Source organism: Phaeobacter sp. A36a-5a (genome assembly GCF_037911135.1).
In the GTDB taxonomy this organism is placed as follows: Bacteria; Pseudomonadota; Alphaproteobacteria; order Rhodobacterales; family Rhodobacteraceae; genus Phaeobacter; species Phaeobacter bryozoorum.
The window spans coordinates 11,056-27,321 of sequence record NZ_JBBLYU010000007.1; the positions used below are offsets into that span (position 1 = coordinate 11,056).

11 protein-coding genes are annotated in these 16,266 nt (G+C 65.2%); 4 read left to right on the top strand and 7 right to left on the bottom strand.

The features are described 5' to 3' along the window. Positions 1-339 precede the first annotated feature (339 nt). The 3 genes from WLQ66_RS18540 to WLQ66_RS18550 all read left to right on the top strand — a co-directional run bounded on the left by WLQ66_RS18540 (position 340) and on the right by WLQ66_RS18550 (position 3,636). The gene (locus WLQ66_RS18540; protein ID WP_340547854.1) at positions 340-2,514 is read left to right on the top strand and encodes a YjbH domain-containing protein; all 2,175 of its coding nucleotides are present in this window, start codon (positions 340-342) and stop codon (positions 2,512-2,514) included. Then, complete coding sequence (locus tag WLQ66_RS18545; protein WP_340547823.1) at positions 2,511-3,248, top strand: YjbF family lipoprotein; 738 nt, start codon at positions 2,511-2,513, stop codon at positions 3,246-3,248. The genes WLQ66_RS18540 and WLQ66_RS18545 overlap by 4 nt, the downstream gene beginning before the upstream one ends. A 181-nt stretch (positions 3,249-3,429) precedes the next feature. Next, complete coding sequence (locus tag WLQ66_RS18550) at positions 3,430-3,636, top strand: hypothetical protein (RefSeq protein WP_340547824.1); 207 nt, start codon at positions 3,430-3,432, stop codon at positions 3,634-3,636. 186 nt (positions 3,637-3,822) lie between these two features. Here the strand turns inward: WLQ66_RS18550 and WLQ66_RS18555 are convergent, their stop codons facing one another. From WLQ66_RS18555 to WLQ66_RS18575, 5 genes are all read right to left on the bottom strand, one after another. Then, positions 3,823-4,578 (bottom strand): amino acid ABC transporter ATP-binding protein, encoded by a 756-nt coding sequence (locus tag WLQ66_RS18555; RefSeq protein ID WP_340547825.1) that lies wholly within the window; start codon positions 4,576-4,578, stop codon positions 3,823-3,825. Further along, positions 4,575-5,249, bottom strand: a complete 675-nt coding sequence (locus WLQ66_RS18560) for an amino acid ABC transporter permease (RefSeq protein WP_340547826.1) — start codon at positions 5,247-5,249, stop codon at positions 4,575-4,577. Before WLQ66_RS18560 ends, WLQ66_RS18555 begins: the two co-directional genes overlap by 4 nt. Positions 5,250-5,257: 8 nt before the next feature. Then, the gene (locus WLQ66_RS18565) at positions 5,258-5,989 is read right to left on the bottom strand and encodes an amino acid ABC transporter substrate-binding protein (RefSeq protein WP_374015690.1); all 732 of its coding nucleotides are present in this window, start codon (positions 5,987-5,989) and stop codon (positions 5,258-5,260) included. Positions 5,990-6,272: 283 nt separating this feature from the next. Beyond that, the gene (locus tag WLQ66_RS18570) at positions 6,273-10,520 is read right to left on the bottom strand and encodes a non-ribosomal peptide synthetase (RefSeq protein WP_340547828.1); all 4,248 of its coding nucleotides are present in this window, start codon (positions 10,518-10,520) and stop codon (positions 6,273-6,275) included. A 415-nt stretch (positions 10,521-10,935) separates the two neighbouring features. Next, the gene (locus WLQ66_RS18575; RefSeq protein WP_340547829.1) at positions 10,936-12,861 is read right to left on the bottom strand and encodes a polysaccharide pyruvyl transferase family protein; all 1,926 of its coding nucleotides are present in this window, start codon (positions 12,859-12,861) and stop codon (positions 10,936-10,938) included. Positions 12,862-13,260: 399 nt separating this feature from the next. Here WLQ66_RS18575 and WLQ66_RS18580 point away from each other — a divergent pair, with 399 nt between their 5' ends. After that, positions 13,261-14,505: a glycosyltransferase family 4 protein gene (locus WLQ66_RS18580; RefSeq protein ID WP_340547830.1), complete on the top strand. Its 1,245-nt coding sequence runs from the start codon at positions 13,261-13,263 to the stop codon at positions 14,503-14,505. 147 nt (positions 14,506-14,652) lie between these two features. Here WLQ66_RS18580 and WLQ66_RS18585 read toward each other — a convergent pair whose 3' ends face one another. Together WLQ66_RS18585 and WLQ66_RS18590 are read right to left on the bottom strand one after the other, a co-directional pair. Then, positions 14,653-15,429 carry a helix-turn-helix transcriptional regulator gene (locus tag WLQ66_RS18585; protein ID WP_340547831.1) on the bottom strand — a complete coding sequence of 259 codons (777 nt, stop codon included), beginning with the start codon at positions 15,427-15,429 and terminating at the stop codon, positions 14,653-14,655. 404 nt (positions 15,430-15,833) lie between these two features. Next, positions 15,834-16,070 (bottom strand): hypothetical protein, encoded by a 237-nt coding sequence (locus tag WLQ66_RS18590; RefSeq protein ID WP_340547832.1) that lies wholly within the window; start codon positions 16,068-16,070, stop codon positions 15,834-15,836. Positions 16,071-16,266 lie beyond the last annotated feature (196 nt).

Below are 16,266 nucleotides of genomic sequence, written 5' to 3' on the forward strand. Positions count from 1 at the left end.
TGTCCTGTCACATCGCCCGTCGCGCTGACGGACAGCGCCGACAACCGGGGATGGCAACTGGGGGCGGGAACTGGGGAGCGGTCATCGGGAGGAATGCGCAGACACTATAGTTTGCCGGTCACAGGTCGATCTCCGGCAGGCGTCGGCGCTGGCCAGATCGTTGATCCGCCTGCGGCTTTTGTGGTCTAACCGGGCCAACCGCGCCCCCGGGGCGCAGAGCTGCGGATCGGCCCGCCGATTCTCGGACCCTCCGAAGCCCCGACCAGACAACAAGGCAGCCCGCCCGTGATCTTTGCTCTTCGATCTTTCCGCGCTTCGGTGCTTCTGCCCTCTGCCTGTGTGGCTGTGCTGGGTCTCAGTCCGGGTCTGGGTGCAGGGGCCGCACAGGCGCAGGATGCGCTCACCGCGCCCAAGCCGGAGGCCCCGCGCTTCAAACCGCTGCCCGCCCCCAGCCTCAATTTCTACGGCTCCCCCGGTCTGGTGGACATGCCAAGCGCCGAAATGCTGCCGGACGGGCAGTTTGCCGCCACCTATTCCTGGTTTGGCGGTCAGGCCCGCTACAATCTGACCTTTCAGGCCACGCCCTGGCTCAGCGCCGCGTTCCGCTACAATGGCATCCAGACCAATGGCGCGCGGATTGCCGGCTTCTCCACCTATTATGACCGCGGCTTTGACGTGCGGCTGCGGCTGCTGCGCGAGGGGCGCTATCGTCCGGCCGTGACCCTGGGCCTGCAGGATTTTGCCGGCACCGGGATTTATGCCGGCGAATATATCGTCGCCACCAAGAATTTTGACACCCCCGCCCTCAGCCATCGCAGCGGGGCCGGGCGGCTGAAGCTGACCGCCGGTCTGGGCTGGGGACGCCTGGGCACCAGCGGATCCATCGGCAGCCTGGCCGGCAGCAGACCGGGGTTCACGGCCGGCAGTACCGGCGGTGAACTGTCCTATGACCAGTGGTTTCGCGGCGAGATGGCGCCTTTTGCAGGCATCGAATGGCTGCCCAATGACCGCTGGGGGCTGAAGGCGGAATATTCCTCCGATGCCTATGTGCTGGAGACCGGCGCTCCGAATGTGTTTGAGCGCAAATCCTCCTTCAGCTTCGGCGCCGAATACCAGGCCAGACCGGGGCTGCGGCTGGGGGCCTATTACCTCTATGGCTCGGAACTGGGGGTGACCGCGCAGATCCAGCTCAATCCGAAACACCCCCCCCAGCCGATGCGGGTGAGCGCGCCGGTGCCGGTGGCGCCGCGCAGCAGCTGGGCCACCGAGGAGGCCCATTGGAGCCGCGACTGGGCCCGGAGCACCCGCGCCAAGACCACCCTGCGGGATCTGATGAGCGCGGCGCTACAACAGGATGGGCTCATTCTTGAGGCGCTGACCCTGCCCGCAGATGGCACCGAGGCCGAGCTGCGCTATCGCAATCCCCGTTACCGCGCCCAGACCCTGGCCATCGGCCGCGCCGCCCGCGCCATGGCACGGCTGCTGCCGCCCTCGGTGGAGACGCTGAAAATCGTGCCGATGCGCGGTGGGCTGGCGCTGTCGCAGGTGGTGATCCGGCGCAGCGATCTGGAGGCGCTGGAACATCACCCCGACGCCACCGAGGCGCTCTGGGCGGTGACCGGCCTGCAGGAGGCAGGCCCGCTGGCCGGGGAGGCGCTGGTCGCGCAGGATCTCTACCCGGCGTTTTCCACCTCCATCAGCCCCTATACCGCGCCGTCCTATTTTGACCCGGATCTGCCGTTCCGGCTGGATGTGGGGGTGGATCTGAAGGCCTCTTATGCGCCCGCCCCGGGCTGGCGCATCGCGGGCACCCTCCGCCAGCGGGTCTGGGGCAATGTGGCAGACGGGCGCGCCTCCAATTCGGTGCTGCCACGGGTGCGGACAGATGCGAGGGAATATGCCCAATTCGGCACTACGCTGAAAAACCTCTATGTCACGAAGCAATGGCAGATGGGGCGGGATCTCTATGCCCGCAGCACCGTCGGTCTGTTTGAAAGCATGTTTGGCGGCGTCTCGGGCGAGCTGCTGTGGAAACCGGTCTCCAGCCGTCTGGCGCTTGGGATTGAGACCAACTACGTGGTGCAGCGCGATTACGATCAGCGGCTGTCGTTTCGCGATTACAAGACCTTCACCGGCCATGCCTCGGCCTATTACCAGCTCGACAAAGGCTACCATATGCAGGTGGATGCCGGGCGCTATCTGGCCGGCGATTATGGCGCCACCTTCAGCCTGGACCGCGAATTTGCCAATGGCTGGCGGGTCGGCGGCTTCTTTACCCTCACCGATGTCTCCTCCGAGGATTTTGGCGAAGGCTCCTTTGACAAGGGCTTCCGCTTCAGCATCCCGCTGGACTGGCTTCTGGGCAAACCCAGCCGCAATACATTTGGCATGGTGGTGCGCCCGACCCAGCGGGATGGTGGCCAGCGGGTGCATGTCCCCGACCGGCTTTATGGACAAATCCGCGAGGCCCACCGCGCGCAGCTGACCCGGCAACGGGCGAGGATCTGGGAATGATGATGTCTGCAACGGGTCACCCCCGGGGGCGTCTGGCCCCGTTTGTCGCCCTGCTGGGGCTGCTGGCGCTGACCGCCTGTAGCCGCGGACCGGACGCGCCGCCCCTGCAGGTCGAACTGCTGCGCAACCTGTCGGACCGGGTTGGCGCCCGGCTGGCCGGGGGCCGGGCGGATCCGGCCGCGCGCCCGCCGCTGACCCGCGCCGGTCTGGATGAGATCAAGGACCCCTATATCGAGGTCACCATCGAGAAAAACGATGTCTTTGCCTATCTGTCGCGCCAGCAGCTGCGCCGCGATGACAGCCCCGGCACGGTGGCGGTCTGGCGCACCGAGGATAATATCAGCCTGACCCTGCGCAACGGCGTTCTGGTGGCCACCCGCAACCTTGGCAATGACATCCTGTCCAGCTCCGCCCTGGTGGCGGGGGAGACCGGTGGACCCCTGCGCAGCGGCGCCCGGCGCTATCATATCCGCGGGCTCGACAATGACGCCTGGCAGCTCGACATACTCTGCAGCCGCCGCGATCTCGGGGCTGATCCGGTTGTCATCGTGGAGCTGCGCTACCCGACCCGCCACATCGAGGAACGCTGCCAGCCCAGCCAGCCGGGGCGCGGCGGCGAGATCGTCAATGACTACTGGGTAGATTCGCGCAGCGGCCGGGTCTGGCAGTCGCGCCAATGGGCAGGCCCCAATGTGGGCTATCTGCGCATCCGTCAGCTGACCACCGGCGGCTGATCCGGCCCCGGAGGCTATGAAAAACAGGCGGTTTGGAGCCAGATCCGCCCAAATGAGCGATATCTCGGCAACGTCGGAAAAAAAATTCCAGTCCCCGGGATATTGCTGCTAAAAGCTGCGTTGAATTCAAAGGGTAACTCACCTACTCTCAGCTCAACGGTCTCCAAAGGAGTTTTGGATTATGAACAAGTTCTTCGCAGCACTCGCCCTGGCCACCCTGGCCGCAACCACCACCGCCTCCGCTCAGGAAGAAGGCACCCCGACCCTGCTCGGCGGTACCGGCCTTGAGCAGGGCACTCTGATTGCAGGCGGCGTTGCCGCTGCGGTCATTCTGGGTGTGATCCTGAACGACGACGACGAAACCAGCACCACCACCACCACCAACTGATCGCTTGCGATCTGATGGGGTGCGGCAGGATCTGACCTCCGCCCGGCGCGCCTGAGCAGGGCAGGGTGTGGATCCCAGGCTGACAGCGTCTCAGGAATACCCATCCTCGCGATGGAAAGAAGCGGGCCACTGGCCCGCTTTTTGCGTCTGGATCGTCTCTGCGATTGATGGCTCCGACGGCGGGCGTCACCCCACCCGCCGCAGAAAGGCCCTTGTGCGCGGATCCTGTGGCGCGTCAAAGATCTGCGCCGGCGGGCCCTGTTCGACAATCCGCCCACCTTCCATGAAGACCACGCGATCGGCGATCTCACGGGCAAACTGCATCTCATGGGTGACGATCAGCATGGTCTGGCGCTCTTCGGCGACCTTGCGCATCAGCGCCAGCACCTCGCCCACCCATTCGGGATCCAGCGCCGAGGTCGGCTCGTCAAACAGCATCAGCTCGGCCCCCAGCGCCATGGCGCGGCCAATGCCGACGCGCTGCTGCTGGCCGCCCGACAGGCTGGCGGGATAGGCATCGGCCTTCTCCGCCAGACCGGTCTCCGCCAGGATCTCCAGCGCGCGGGCGCGGGCTGTGTCGCGGGGCTGCTTCTGAACGGTGACCAGCGCCTCCATGATGTTTTCCGCCGCCGTCTTATTGGCAAACAGCGCATAGTTCTGAAACACGAACCCCGTGCGCCGGCGCAGGGCCAGGATCTCTGCCTTGCTGGCGCGGGCGGCATCCACCGCCAGATCGCCGATGCGGATCAGACCGGCATCGGGGGCATCGAGGAAATTCAGGCAGCGCAGCAGCGTCGATTTGCCGGTGCCCGACGGGCCGATGATGACGATACGCTCGCCGGGCTGGATGGTCAGATCGATGCCATCCAGCACCACCGCGTCGCCAAATGTCTTGCGCAGCCCGGTGATGGAAATCGCGGTGTCGGATCTTGCATCGCTCATCGTGCATAGGCCTTGTTCAGATGGGTCTCCAGGAGCCGCTGCGCCAGCGACAGCGCCTCCACCAGAATCCAGTAGATCACCGCCACCACCAGGAAGGCCTCGAAATAGAGGAAACTGCCTGCGGCCTCTTTCTGGGTCGCCCCCATCATTTCAGTGACCCCCAGCGTAAAGGCAAGCGAAGTGCCCTTGATCATGTCGATGAAGTAATTGACCAGCGTCGGCGCCGCGATCCGGGCCGCCTGCGGCAGCACGATACGGCGCATCATCTGGCCGCGGGTCATGCCGATCGACTGCGCCGCCTCCCATTGGCTGCGATCCACCCCCAGAATGGCGGCGCGGATGCTTTCGGCCATATAGGCAGCAAAATGCAGGGTCAGCCCCATGATTGCCGCGGTGACCCCGTCAATCTGGGTCAGCACCGACAACACCTGCGGCAGCCCGTAGTAGAACAGGAACAGCTGCACCAGAAGCGGCGTGCCGCGAAAGAAGCTGATGAACAGCACCACCAGCTGGTCCAGCACCGGGATCCGCAGCACCCGTTCCACCGCCAAGAGGGACGCCAGCACCAGTGCCAGCGCCATGGCCACCACCGCCATGAACAGCGTCAGCGGCACATAGCTCAGCAGCACCGGCACCAGCCCCAGCATATAGGCGAGGTCCAACCCCTGCATTTACCGGCTCACTTCTCGACCGCTGCGGTGGCAACCGTGATATCGGTGCCGAACCATGTCTGCGAGATCTCGGCCAGCCTGCCGCTGTCGCGCAGCCGGGTCAGCGCCGCATCCACACGGTCGCGCAGCGCCAGCCCCGCCTCGTCCTGACGGAACGGCAGGGCATTGCGGATCTCGGAGAAGGGCGCGCCGGCCAGCGCCAGCGGCAGCGGGCTTTCCTGGATCAGCTGGGCCGAGGACACCCGGTCCATCACAAAGGCATCGACCCGCCCCAGTGCTGTATCCTGGGCGATATTGGCCTCATAGGTCTTGATCTCGATCTTGTCGGCCTCCGGCAGGTTGCGCAGCAGCGCCTCGAAGTTGGAGCCGAGGTTCACCGCCACGGTCTTGCCCGCCAGATCAGCAGGGCCTGCGATACTGTCCTCATTACCGCGTTTCACCACCACCTGGGCGCCATCAATGACATAGGCTTGGGTAAAGGCGAATTTGGCGCTGCGCTCGGGCGTGATGGTGATCTGGTTGGCGATGGTGTCGATACGCCCGGCATCCAGCGCGCCGATCAGCCCGGAGAAGGACATGGTGACAAATTCCACCTCAAGGCCGGTTTCCTCGGCCACCGCATTCATCACATCCACTTCAAACCCCTGCAGCACATCCTGCCGCACGAAGGTAAAGGGGAAATAGCCGCCCGACATGCCGACCCGCAGCGTGTCGGAGGCAAGGGCTGAGGAGGCGGACATCAGGCTCACGGCGATGGCCGCAGTGCGGGCAAGCCGGACAAATGGTTTCATCATGACAAGGGAATCCTTTTGAGTTCGGCCCCGACCTAATCCCCCTGCCGCCGGGGACCAAGATGTCGCAGGCCCGGAAATGACAAATAAGCCCGCCTGTTCGCAGCCAGACGGCAGGCAGAGAACCAGCCTACGGAACAGACGCCGCAAAGCGGGAACTTGTTCCCTTGTTGGGTCGATTTTCTCGGGTTTGTTCCGATCCGGGCCGGAATGCGCCCGGATCTGAGCGGGATCAGCCGGTTTTCCCATCTGCCGAATGCGCCATCAGGCGCGCCATGTGGCGGGCCAGCTGCTGCACATTGGGTGGCTGCAGGATCGACAGATGTGATCCCGGCACCTCGATCAGCTCAAACCCGGCCTCGGCCACCGGCGCCCAGCCCAGCCCCTGGGCCAGCCCTTCGGAGCTGTCAAAAAGATCGTCGCCGGCCCGGAACACGGTCAGCGGCGTGGCCAGCGGCTCCGGCGCGTAATGTTCCACCGACTGCTGGTTTGCCGCGATCAGCGCGTCGATCGTCAGCTTGCCGCCGCCGGTCCACTCCAGCCGCCGCCGCTCAAAGGAATTGCGCAGGGTCTCAATCCGATTGGCCACGATATGGCGCAGATAGGCAGGCCCCATACGCCGGAGCAGCTGCAGATGGGCGCCCAGCCTGGCCCGGCCCTGTACCCGGCTGCGCCCGGCCGGCCCTTCGGCATCAAACAGCGCCACCAGCCCCAGCTCGCGCCCCGCCGCCAGCAGCTGACGCGCCAGTTCAAAGGCGAAATAACTGCCCAGAGACACCGCCGCCAGATGCACAACCCCGCTGGGGTAATGGGTCTGGATCTCGTCCAGATACATCTTGGCGGTGGTCCGCACCCCGGTGGGGGTGTCATCATCCAGCAGGCCGATACTCAGCCCGTAGACCGGCTGGTCGGGGCCAAGGGCACGGGCCAGCGGGCGATAGAATTCCTCGTTGCGGCCCAGCACATGCACGCCAAACAGCGGCGGCCGCGCCGCGCCATCCTGGATGATCACCAGATGATCGGGCAGGCTGTGGCCTTCCGGTGTTTCCGGCGCGCCGGTCTGTTCCCCGTTCTGCTCCGACTCCAGCGCCGCCGCCAGGGCGCGGGGGCTGGGGGTCAGATGCAGCGCCGCCAGGCTCCGCCGCTGGCCCAGATCCGCCTCGATCCGGCCAATCAGCCGCATCGCCAGCAGCGAATGGCCGCCGCGGTCATAAAAACTGTCATCCGCCGCCAGATCGGGCTGGCCCAGGATATCGGCCATCATCTCCGTCAGCTGCCGGGCCAGCGGCGAGGGCGGGGCAGAGGTGTCAACCGCCGCTCCGGCGTCCCGCCGCAGACGCAGACCGAGCGCCCCTGCGGCCTGCTCCGGGGCGGGCAGGGCGGCCATGTCGATCTTGCCCCCTGCGGTGCGTGGAAACTCTGCCAGCGCCACCAGCGCCGGGCGCATATGGGCGGGCAGATCGCGCTGCACCACCTGCTGCAACGGGCCGAGATCCCATTGGCCATCGCCCGTCTGCGCCACGCCCCGGACCCAGCAGCAGAGCTGCGCCGCAGGCCCATCCTTGCCCCGGACCGCCGCCAGCGCCTGCACCCCGGGACAGGCGCGCTCCAGCACCTGTTCGACATGGCGCAGATCAATGCGAAAGCCGCGCAGCTTGACCTGCCGGTCCTGCCGCCCGAGAAAGGCCAGCGTGCCATCCCCCCGCCAGGCAGCGCGATCCCCGGTGCGATAGATCCGCGCCGCCGCGCGCTCCGCTGCAAAGGGGTCGGGCCGGAACGCCCGCGCGGTGTCCTCGGGGCGGCCGATATAACCATCGCTCACCGCCAGGCCGCCAATCCACAGATCCCCGGCCACCCCTGCGGGGGCCAGGCTGCCATCAGCGGCCAGCACATAGGCGCGGGCATGGGCGGTGGGGCGGCCGATGGGCACATCCTCCTCCGCATCAACCGGGCCGCCCGGATCATGCAGCGTGCAGGTGATGGTGGTTTCCGTCGGCCCGTAGCCATTGAGCCAGCGCACCCCCGGCGCCAGCTGCTGCCAGCGCGCCAGCGCCTGCGGGCTGACCTGCTCCCCGCCGACGATCACCAGCCGCACCGAGGGCGGCAGGCTGCGGCCACTGTCGGCCATCACATCGCACAGCACATGCCAGAAGGCGGTCGGCAGGTTCAGCACCGTCAGCTCCAGCGCCGCCACCCGGTCCAGAAACAGCCCCGGCGCGCCGATCATATCGGGCGCGCGCAGCACCACGCAGGCGCCGGCCAGGAGGCTGGGCAGCACCTCCTCGATGGCGACATCAAAGGACAGGCTGGCAAATTGCAGCATCCGGTCGCTGGCCTGGAGGTCAAAGGCGGCGGTGATGGCGCTGGCATGGGCCAGAAGCGCCCGCATCGGCACCCGCACCCCCTTGGGTTTGCCGGTGGACCCGGAGGTATAGATCACATAGGCCAGCCGCGCCGGATCCGGCGCGGGGCGGATCGGCGCTGCGGACCGGGGCTGCGCCTGCCCGGCCCCGGGCGGGATCCAGACCAGCCCGTTTGAGGTCAGCGCCGTCTCATGTTGAGGAGCCTGATCGGCGGATTCACTCATGTCAGAGCCTGAAACGGTGCCATGATCCGGCCCGCCGATGCCCAGCCGGGTGCCGCTGTCCTCCAGCATATGGGCCATCACCGCCGCCGGGTAGGTGGGGTCCACCGGCAGGAAGGCGGCGCCAACCTTCAGCACCGCCAGCATCGCAATGATGAACTCCGGGCTGCGCGGCAGGCAGATGGCAATGATATCGCCGGCCTCCGCCCCCTGCGCCTGCAGAACCCCCGCCAGCTGATCGGCGCGGGCCTGCAGATCTCCATGGCTCAGCAGCGCCCCGTCCGGGGCCATCTGCAGGGCCGGGGCCTCAGGCGCCCGCGCCGCCGTGGCCTCCAGCCGGGTTGCCATACAGGGCGGGGCCGCTGCCATATCCTGCGCCAGCCTCTGCGCAAGCACCGGATCCGGGCGGCCCTGTCGCACCAGCTGCGTGACCTCCGCCTCCGGCAGCATCCCCAGATCGCGCAGGGCCATGCCCGTGGGCGCCGTGGCGAGGCTCTGCAACAGCTGGCACAGGTGATCCAGCATCCGCTCCACCTGTGTGCCCGGCAGCACCTCGGGATCATATTCCAGCATCAGCAGCGGCTGTTCATCGCCATAGACCGCCAGGGTCAGCGGCATCGCGCCCTCTTCGCGCAGTTCCACCCGGCGGTGCCGCCAGGGGGTCTGCGGATCGGCGCCGCCGAGGCTGCGCATCCGCTCGTTCAGACTGTCGCGTTCGAACATCACCATGCTGTCAAACAGCGGCACGCTGCCCGGCAGCCCGCACCAGCCGCGCATATCCGCCAGCGCGGCATGTTCATGATCGCGCAGCGCCACCGCATCGCGGCGCAGGCGCGCCAGCAGCCCGTCAACCGTCTCGCCCCCCGACAGATGCAGATACAGCGGCACCGTATTGATCAGGCAGCCCACCGTGCGCCCGCAGCCCTCCAGAAGATAGCGCCCCGATCGGGTGACCCCGAAGAGCGCCGTTTCCCGCCCGCTCCAGCGCGCCACCAGAAGCCCCCAGGCGGCATGGACCATATTGGCCAGGGTGGCCGCGCCGCCGCCCTCTGTCGCCGTGACCGCGCCTGCGCGCTGCATGAGGGCGCGGCGCAGCTCGGTCGGCAGATGTCGCTGCAGGATCCGCTTGCGCCCGGGGCTGTCCTGCGGTGTGTCGGCCGACAGATCCGCCAGCCGGGCAATCTGATTGGGGGTTTCGAATCCCTTGAGGTGATCCTGGAAAAACGCCCGACTTTCCGCCCGCCCCGAGACCTCCGCCACGGCCGGGCTGAAGGCGTCAAAACCGGTCACCGGCGCGGTCTCGGCAGGCAGATCGCCCGCGCTCAGCGCCGCAAAGACATCCTCCAGCACCACCGCCATGCTGCGGCCATCGACCAGCACGTGGTGGATGGTCCAGACCATCACCGACCGCTCCGGCCCCAGCCGCGCCAGCAGCACCCGCCAGGACACCGCCTGCTCCAGCGCGCAGCCCCGGTTGCGATCCTCGGCCAGGAACCGTTCCAGCCGGGCGGTCTGATCCTCCGCCCCCAGCCCCTGCCAGTCCTCGGTCTCTACCGTGACCTGCGCCGCGGCCACGGCCACCGGCGCCACCTGCAGCACCGGCTGCGGGCGGCCCTGCCACAGCACCGCGCTGCGCAGCACCGGATGGCGGGCGCAGACCTGCTGCCAGGCCGCCTGCAGCGCCTCGGGCGCGGGCGCCTCGGCGTCCAGATGCACCACGATCTGTTCCAGATTGACCCAAGGTCGGCCGGCAGCCGCGCTTTCATAAAGCAGCCCCTGCTGCATCGGCGTCAGGGGGATATCCCGCGCCCCGTCCACCACAGACGCTGCCTGAAGATCCGTCTCGCCCATCGCAGATGTCGAGCCAGGCTTAGCTGCCTGTGAAGTACCGGTCATGATGCCCCCTACCTGGCATCGGGCCTGGGCCAACCCGCGCCATACTTTCGATCCTGTGCCGCGCCCAGGTGGTCTGGGTATCACGTCACTCTTAACATCCACCTGTCTGCGGCCCTTCCAGCCCGGCTTCCGATGATGCCGACCGCAGGGCCAAAGGCTACCAGATCAAACGGCAGACGAGCAATAAAACACCACCCGGCCACGATCACATCTCCGTCTGATCCGGCAAGATAGGGAATTTGTCGCACCCCGGTTCGGAATGTGCTCCGGGTATAAAAAGCTCCTTAATCAATCTTATGTTAAATTATTGCACATTCACCGCGTCGCGGCGATATATTCAGCGGGCAGATGTGACAAAGGCCGCCTGTCAGGCGGCCTTTGTATCTGGGTTCGGCATGACACCAGCAGCAGCGGATCATTCCGCCGGGGTTTTCTGGGCAACCAGCTCCCCCAGCACCTGCTCCAGCGCCGCCGCGTCGCCGCCGCGCAGGCAGGTCAGCACTGTCCGGGGCAGACGGCGCTTGGCGCGCAGCAAAGGGGTCACCGGGCGCTTGCTGTCATGGGACAGCTCGGCGTTGATCAGCCGCGATCCGGCCGCCGCGCGCAGCCGCTCCACATGAGCCAGATCCAGCGGATGATCGCCGTGGATGGCATAGATCCGGGCCGCCCGGTCACAGCCGCTGCAGCCATCGCGGTAGCCACTGCTCCAGTCCAGCTTGCGCGCCGCCGGGAAACGGGTCTCTCCGGGGATCAGATCCTCGGCCAGGGTGGTGATCGGCTGCAGCGCCACCACGTTTTTCGCGCCGATCAGGTCGGCAAAGGCCATGGCGCCAAAGGCCCCCATACCGGAGCCCAGCACATGCACCTTGTCAAACCCAGCCATCCAGGCGCGGGTGTCCGGTGCCCGGAAATACTGTTCCAGATCCAGCGGACGGTACCAGTTCTGCTGATGCGGCAAGACCGACAGCACCGCATAGCCGGATTTGATCAGGAAACGCTCGCCAAAGCCCGGACGCAAGGGATCCTTGCGGTCCAGCGCCTGGCCTGCCCCTTCAAAGGTGACAACCAGCTCCCGCGCGCCCTCCGGATGCAGCCGCCGCATGGCATAAGACGGGGTCAGCGTGGTGGTGGGCCACAGCCCCTCTGGCAGCGCTTCTTCGGGGGCCATCTGGCTGCGGATGGCGCCCAGATGGCCTTGCCGGTCCACCGCAGGCACCGGCTGCGGCTCGTCGGGCACGATGGTGTCGACCTCCAGCCCGTGTTCGGCCAGCGCCGCCACATATTCGGCATGCCGCTGGCGATAGGTCGCCTTCATCGTGTCCAGCATCTCGGGCGACAGATATTCATCCAGCGTCGCCTTCAGCCCCTTGCGCATGAATTTCTGCGTGTTCAGCGCCGGCAGGCCGAAATGTTCGGTCAGCTCGGCCACCCGGTTGTCATGCTTGAGGAAAATCGCCGGCTGACCCGCCTGCAGGGCCGCCACCCCGCCATGGAAGCGGTCGCCGATATAGACATCATGCAGCATCGCCGCCTGCCGCCAGGCGCCAGCCTCGGAGAAGTAATAATAGCGGTTGAAATCGACCTTATGGCCGCATTTGCGGCTCAGCCAGCGATTGAGCATCTCGGGCTGGGCAATATTATTGCCCTCATTATAGCCAAACCGGTCCGTGATGAATTTACCATAGGCAAAGATCTCATCCTGGAACACATAAGAGGCGTCGATCTTGTCGAACGCCTTGGCCAGTTCGGTGCCGCGTTCAACGATGGCGCCGTCGCGCATGGAGAAATGGCCTGCGGTCATCACATTGGCCTGACGCCCCTTGGCCTGGGCCGCGGCCCCGTCGATGGCCATGATCGACTGCGGATAGACATAGAGACTGGGGCAGCCCAGCACGGTGGTGTTCTCCAGCCCGTTGTTGGCCAGCCACTCTGCCGTCTGGGTGCCGCGCACCCCAAACAGATTGGCCCGTTCATTGAGCAGCGCCAGAAGATCGCGGTTGCCCGGCAGCAGGTCCTCAAACGCATGGCTGCCCTGCATCCCGGCCCCCAGCACCACAAAAGGCACCCGCCCATCCAGCGCCTCCAGCGCGGTAAACAGCCGGATACCATCGTGATTGGGGCGGATGAAATTGGCCAGTGACACCACGATCATGTCGAAATGCTCGGCGATGGTCTCGGCATAGCCCTCACCGAGGTTTTTCTGCAGATTGGCGATATTGCCCACCGCCGACCCATCCGGGTCCTTGCGCAGGCTGCGCGCCGGGGCTTCGGCATGGATGATATTGCCGCGATTCCCGGTCAGCCGATGCGCCGGTTTCAGACCGAACAATGTGTCCGTCACCGTCGGCGGCACCCCCAGGATACTGGAGAGTGCCGGATCCGGACGGTGGACCGAAAGCACGGGAGCGTGGAAAAGGATTCTCATATATCACCAGATGTTACTCGCCATAGCCTCCACAAACGGATGGTATGGCCTATTGAAAATAGGGGATCGGCAACCGCGCTTTGGCGTCTCCGGCGGCCGCAGCCCCCGGGATTGCTGCGTTGCGCGCATGTTAGCGCCATGACCTCTGGGGACAAGCCCGGAAAACCCGGCAGAGGCCCCTGGTGGTGAAACCCTGCCCATGGGGGCGCCCCGCGCACCCGCGCGCCTGGACGTACTGGACGCCCGGCCAGATCTCCCCGCCCGCGCCCCGCCGAAAGGGTTGCGCCTGCCGCCCTCTCGCGGCATGGATAGGGGATGAAATTTCTCTTTGTGCACCAGAACATGCCCGGCCAGTACCGGGAGATGATCCAGTGGCTGGCCGATCAGGGCGAGCATGAGATCGTGTTTTTGACCCAGCGAAACGATGTGAAGCTGCCCGGGGTCACCACCGCAACCTACAGCAGCCATCACCAGCCTGCCGCCGATGCCTATGGGCTGTCCAAGGACTGGGAGGCGGCAGCCGGCAATGGCATTGGCGCCGCCCTCGCCGCGCGCCAACTGGAGGCCAGGGAAGGCTTCAAGCCCGATATCATCATTGGCCACACCGGCTGGGGGGAGCTGACCTTCATGAAAGAGGTCTGGCCGGATGTGCCAATTATTGGCTTCTTTGAATATTTCTACCGCACCACTGGCGGGCTGGTTGGCTTTGACCCGGAAAATCCCCCCGGCGAACACGCAGGGTTCTTTGCCCATGCCCGCAACACCGTGCCCTTTGCCAATATCGAGGTGGTCGATCTGGGCCACAGCCCGACCTACTGGCAGCGCGACCGCTTCCCCAAGAGCTTTCACGACAAGATCTACGTCAGCCATGACGGCATCCGCACCGACCGGCTGCAGCCGGACCCACAGGCCAGCATCGGCCTCGGCCGCCTGCCCCGGCCGCTCAGCCGCGACGATGAGGTGATCACCTATATCGCCCGCAATATGGAACGCGCCCGTGGTTTTCACGTGATGATGCGCGCCCTGCCCAAGATCCTGTCGGAACGCCCCAATGCGCGGATCCTGATGATCGGCGGCAATGAGACCTCCTATGGGCGCGAAAGCACCCATCCCGCAGGGCTGCGCGGCGAGATGGAGGATGAGCTGGGCGACAGCGTCGACTGGAGTCGGGTGCATTTCCTCGGCCGGGTGCCTTACAGCGATCTGTGCAAGATCATCCGCATCAGCCGCTGCCACATCTATCTGACCATGCCCTTTGTGCTCAGCTGGTCGTTGCTGGAATCGATGTCGATGCAGGCCACTGTCGTCGCCGCCGATGTGGAGCCGGTGCGCGAGGCGGTGACCCATAATGAGACCGGCATGCTGGTGGATTTCTTCGACCCCGGCGCGCTGGCCGATCAGGTGGTGGATGTGCTGGCCAATCCCGGCGCCTATGCCCATCTCGGCCCCAATGCCCGCGCCCATGTGGTGGAAACCTACGATTTCCTGACCCGCTGCATGCCCGAGCACGCCCGCCAGATCAACGCACTGCTGCCTGCGGGCAAACAGCTGAAGATCTGACACCCGGGCCGGCAACCGCCCAGTCTGTAACAGTTCGGTCCGCAGCAGAGTATCCGGGGATGATCTGCGTCGACCCGGGATCCAGCCCCCCAGCATGGATCCATGGCCGACGCAGCCCCGACCTGCCCGGCCCACCAGATGGTGGGATCAGGACAGGAATTGCTCCGACGCCCAGATCGCGGCCTGGGTGCGGTTCTTGGCACCGACCTTGCGAAAACAGGTGCGCAGATGCACCTTCACCGTGGCCTCGCAGATGCCCAGCTCATTGGCGATGGATTTATTGGTGGCGCCGTCGATCAGCTTGGTCAGGATCAGCCATTCGCGTCCCGACAGCCCGCGCGCCGCAGCCGAGGCCGGCATCCGGCGCAGGTCCACTGGCAGGGGATCGGCCGGAACACCGTTGGGTTTCCCCTTGTTAGAGCCTGCCTCAGACAGGCTCCCATTGACCCGACCGTCCAGGGTCACCGCCGCAAAATCCGCAGAGGCGCCGAGGGTTTCCGCCGCCTGGTCGCCGCTGGATGTGGTCACATCCGCCGCCCGCAGCGCCGCGGAAATATCCGATGGCACAATCCGATAGCCGCTTTGCACCACCCGCAGCGCCGCAATCAGCGCCTCGGCCGATTTGCGTTGCGGGATCACCGCCTCGGCATAGGCGCTGAGCGCATTCTGCATGCTGGTGGAACATTCGCGCCCCATGATCAGGATCAGCAGAGAGGCGTCATTGCCCTCTTTGAACTGGCGCAATTCCTCCACCAGCTCCGGTCCGGTTTCATGGCTGTAATATAAAACCAGATCATCCACCCCCAGCCCGGAGAGCGTCGAAAGCTCATCGCAGCAGGTGCCGATCTGGTAGTCGTTGCTCTGGCAAATGGCGAGGAACATGTCGCGTAACAAGCGACTTTCGCCCACAATATGAACAGGCATGATATACCCCCATACTCTTAAAAAAACTGATCCACACACGATCAGATGGTCTCAATGAATGATCTCCGGAACAGGGAGGTCACCGGGCTTTTCTGCGGGTTTGGAACACCCCGCCCTGGCCCTCGCGGTGCTGTTGCGACCCCCGTCACAGATGGCACCCCGGTGTTGTCTTATGTCTTGTGTTTTTGTCCTTTCGATCAGATGAGCGCCGCATTGCGACCCGGCCGACCAAGGGAACGCCTCAGCCGCCTGCCCGCAGGCCATCTCTCAGCTCCCCGCTGCAGCCCCCCCTATCACGGGGAAGTTTCACAGGGCCTGCTGTTCAGGCGGGCCTCCTCCAGGCCAGCCCCCTAAAATGCTGGGGCCAAATATCACGCCCCCCTGCCTCCAAATTGCAGCCCGTATCAGCGCTGCACCGCTATGCGGCACTCCAAAATAGCCCGAATCCATCCGTTTTTGTCAAAAAACTTACCCATTGGCGAAATGTTGGCGCCACCAGAACCAAAGCCTAAAGTATTGTTTTCGATATAGGCTTTTGTTTTATCAACAAGAATATCCTCAGGGCGGGCAAATCCAAAGATGTGCGAATTCCTTAATTCTGATCCGCCTCGGGCCGGTTTCCACAACCTAATGGTGTTCAATCTTCGCGAATCCTACCGCAAGAGATGGAATCACCCTTCCTTTGTTGCGCCCCCGCCCGGATCCTTACCCCCTCCGAGGTAGTTCTCCTTGAGCCCTTCACTCAGGCGGCGGATCTTTGCCAATATCTAATCATTTGAAAAATAATAATATTATGGAAAATACTGAATTGGCCCTTCGCGGTGACTTGTGGCTTAC

What these genes read in the sequence shown, in the direction of transcription:
- WLQ66_RS18550 (WP_340547824.1), top strand. Translation starts at nt 3,430, where the DNA reads ATGAACAAGTTCTTCGCAGCACTCGCCCTGGCCACCCTGGCCGCAACC.
- WLQ66_RS18570 (WP_340547828.1), bottom strand. Translation starts at nt 10,520, where the DNA reads ATGACCGGTACTTCACAGGCAGCTAAGCCTGGCTCGACATCTGCGATG.
- WLQ66_RS18555 (WP_340547825.1), bottom strand. Translation starts at nt 4,578, where the DNA reads ATGAGCGATGCAAGATCCGACACCGCGATTTCCATCACCGGGCTGCGC.
- WLQ66_RS18560 (WP_340547826.1), bottom strand. Translation starts at nt 5,249, where the DNA reads ATGCAGGGGTTGGACCTCGCCTATATGCTGGGGCTGGTGCCGGTGCTG.
- WLQ66_RS18545 (WP_340547823.1), top strand. Translation starts at nt 2,511, where the DNA reads ATGATGATGTCTGCAACGGGTCACCCCCGGGGGCGTCTGGCCCCGTTT.
- WLQ66_RS18580 (WP_340547830.1), top strand. Translation starts at nt 13,261, where the DNA reads ATGAAATTTCTCTTTGTGCACCAGAACATGCCCGGCCAGTACCGGGAG.
- WLQ66_RS18585 (WP_340547831.1), bottom strand. Translation starts at nt 15,429, where the DNA reads ATGCCTGTTCATATTGTGGGCGAAAGTCGCTTGTTACGCGACATGTTC.
- WLQ66_RS18565 (WP_374015690.1), bottom strand. Translation starts at nt 5,989, where the DNA reads ATGTCCGCCTCCTCAGCCCTTGCCTCCGACACGCTGCGGGTCGGCATG.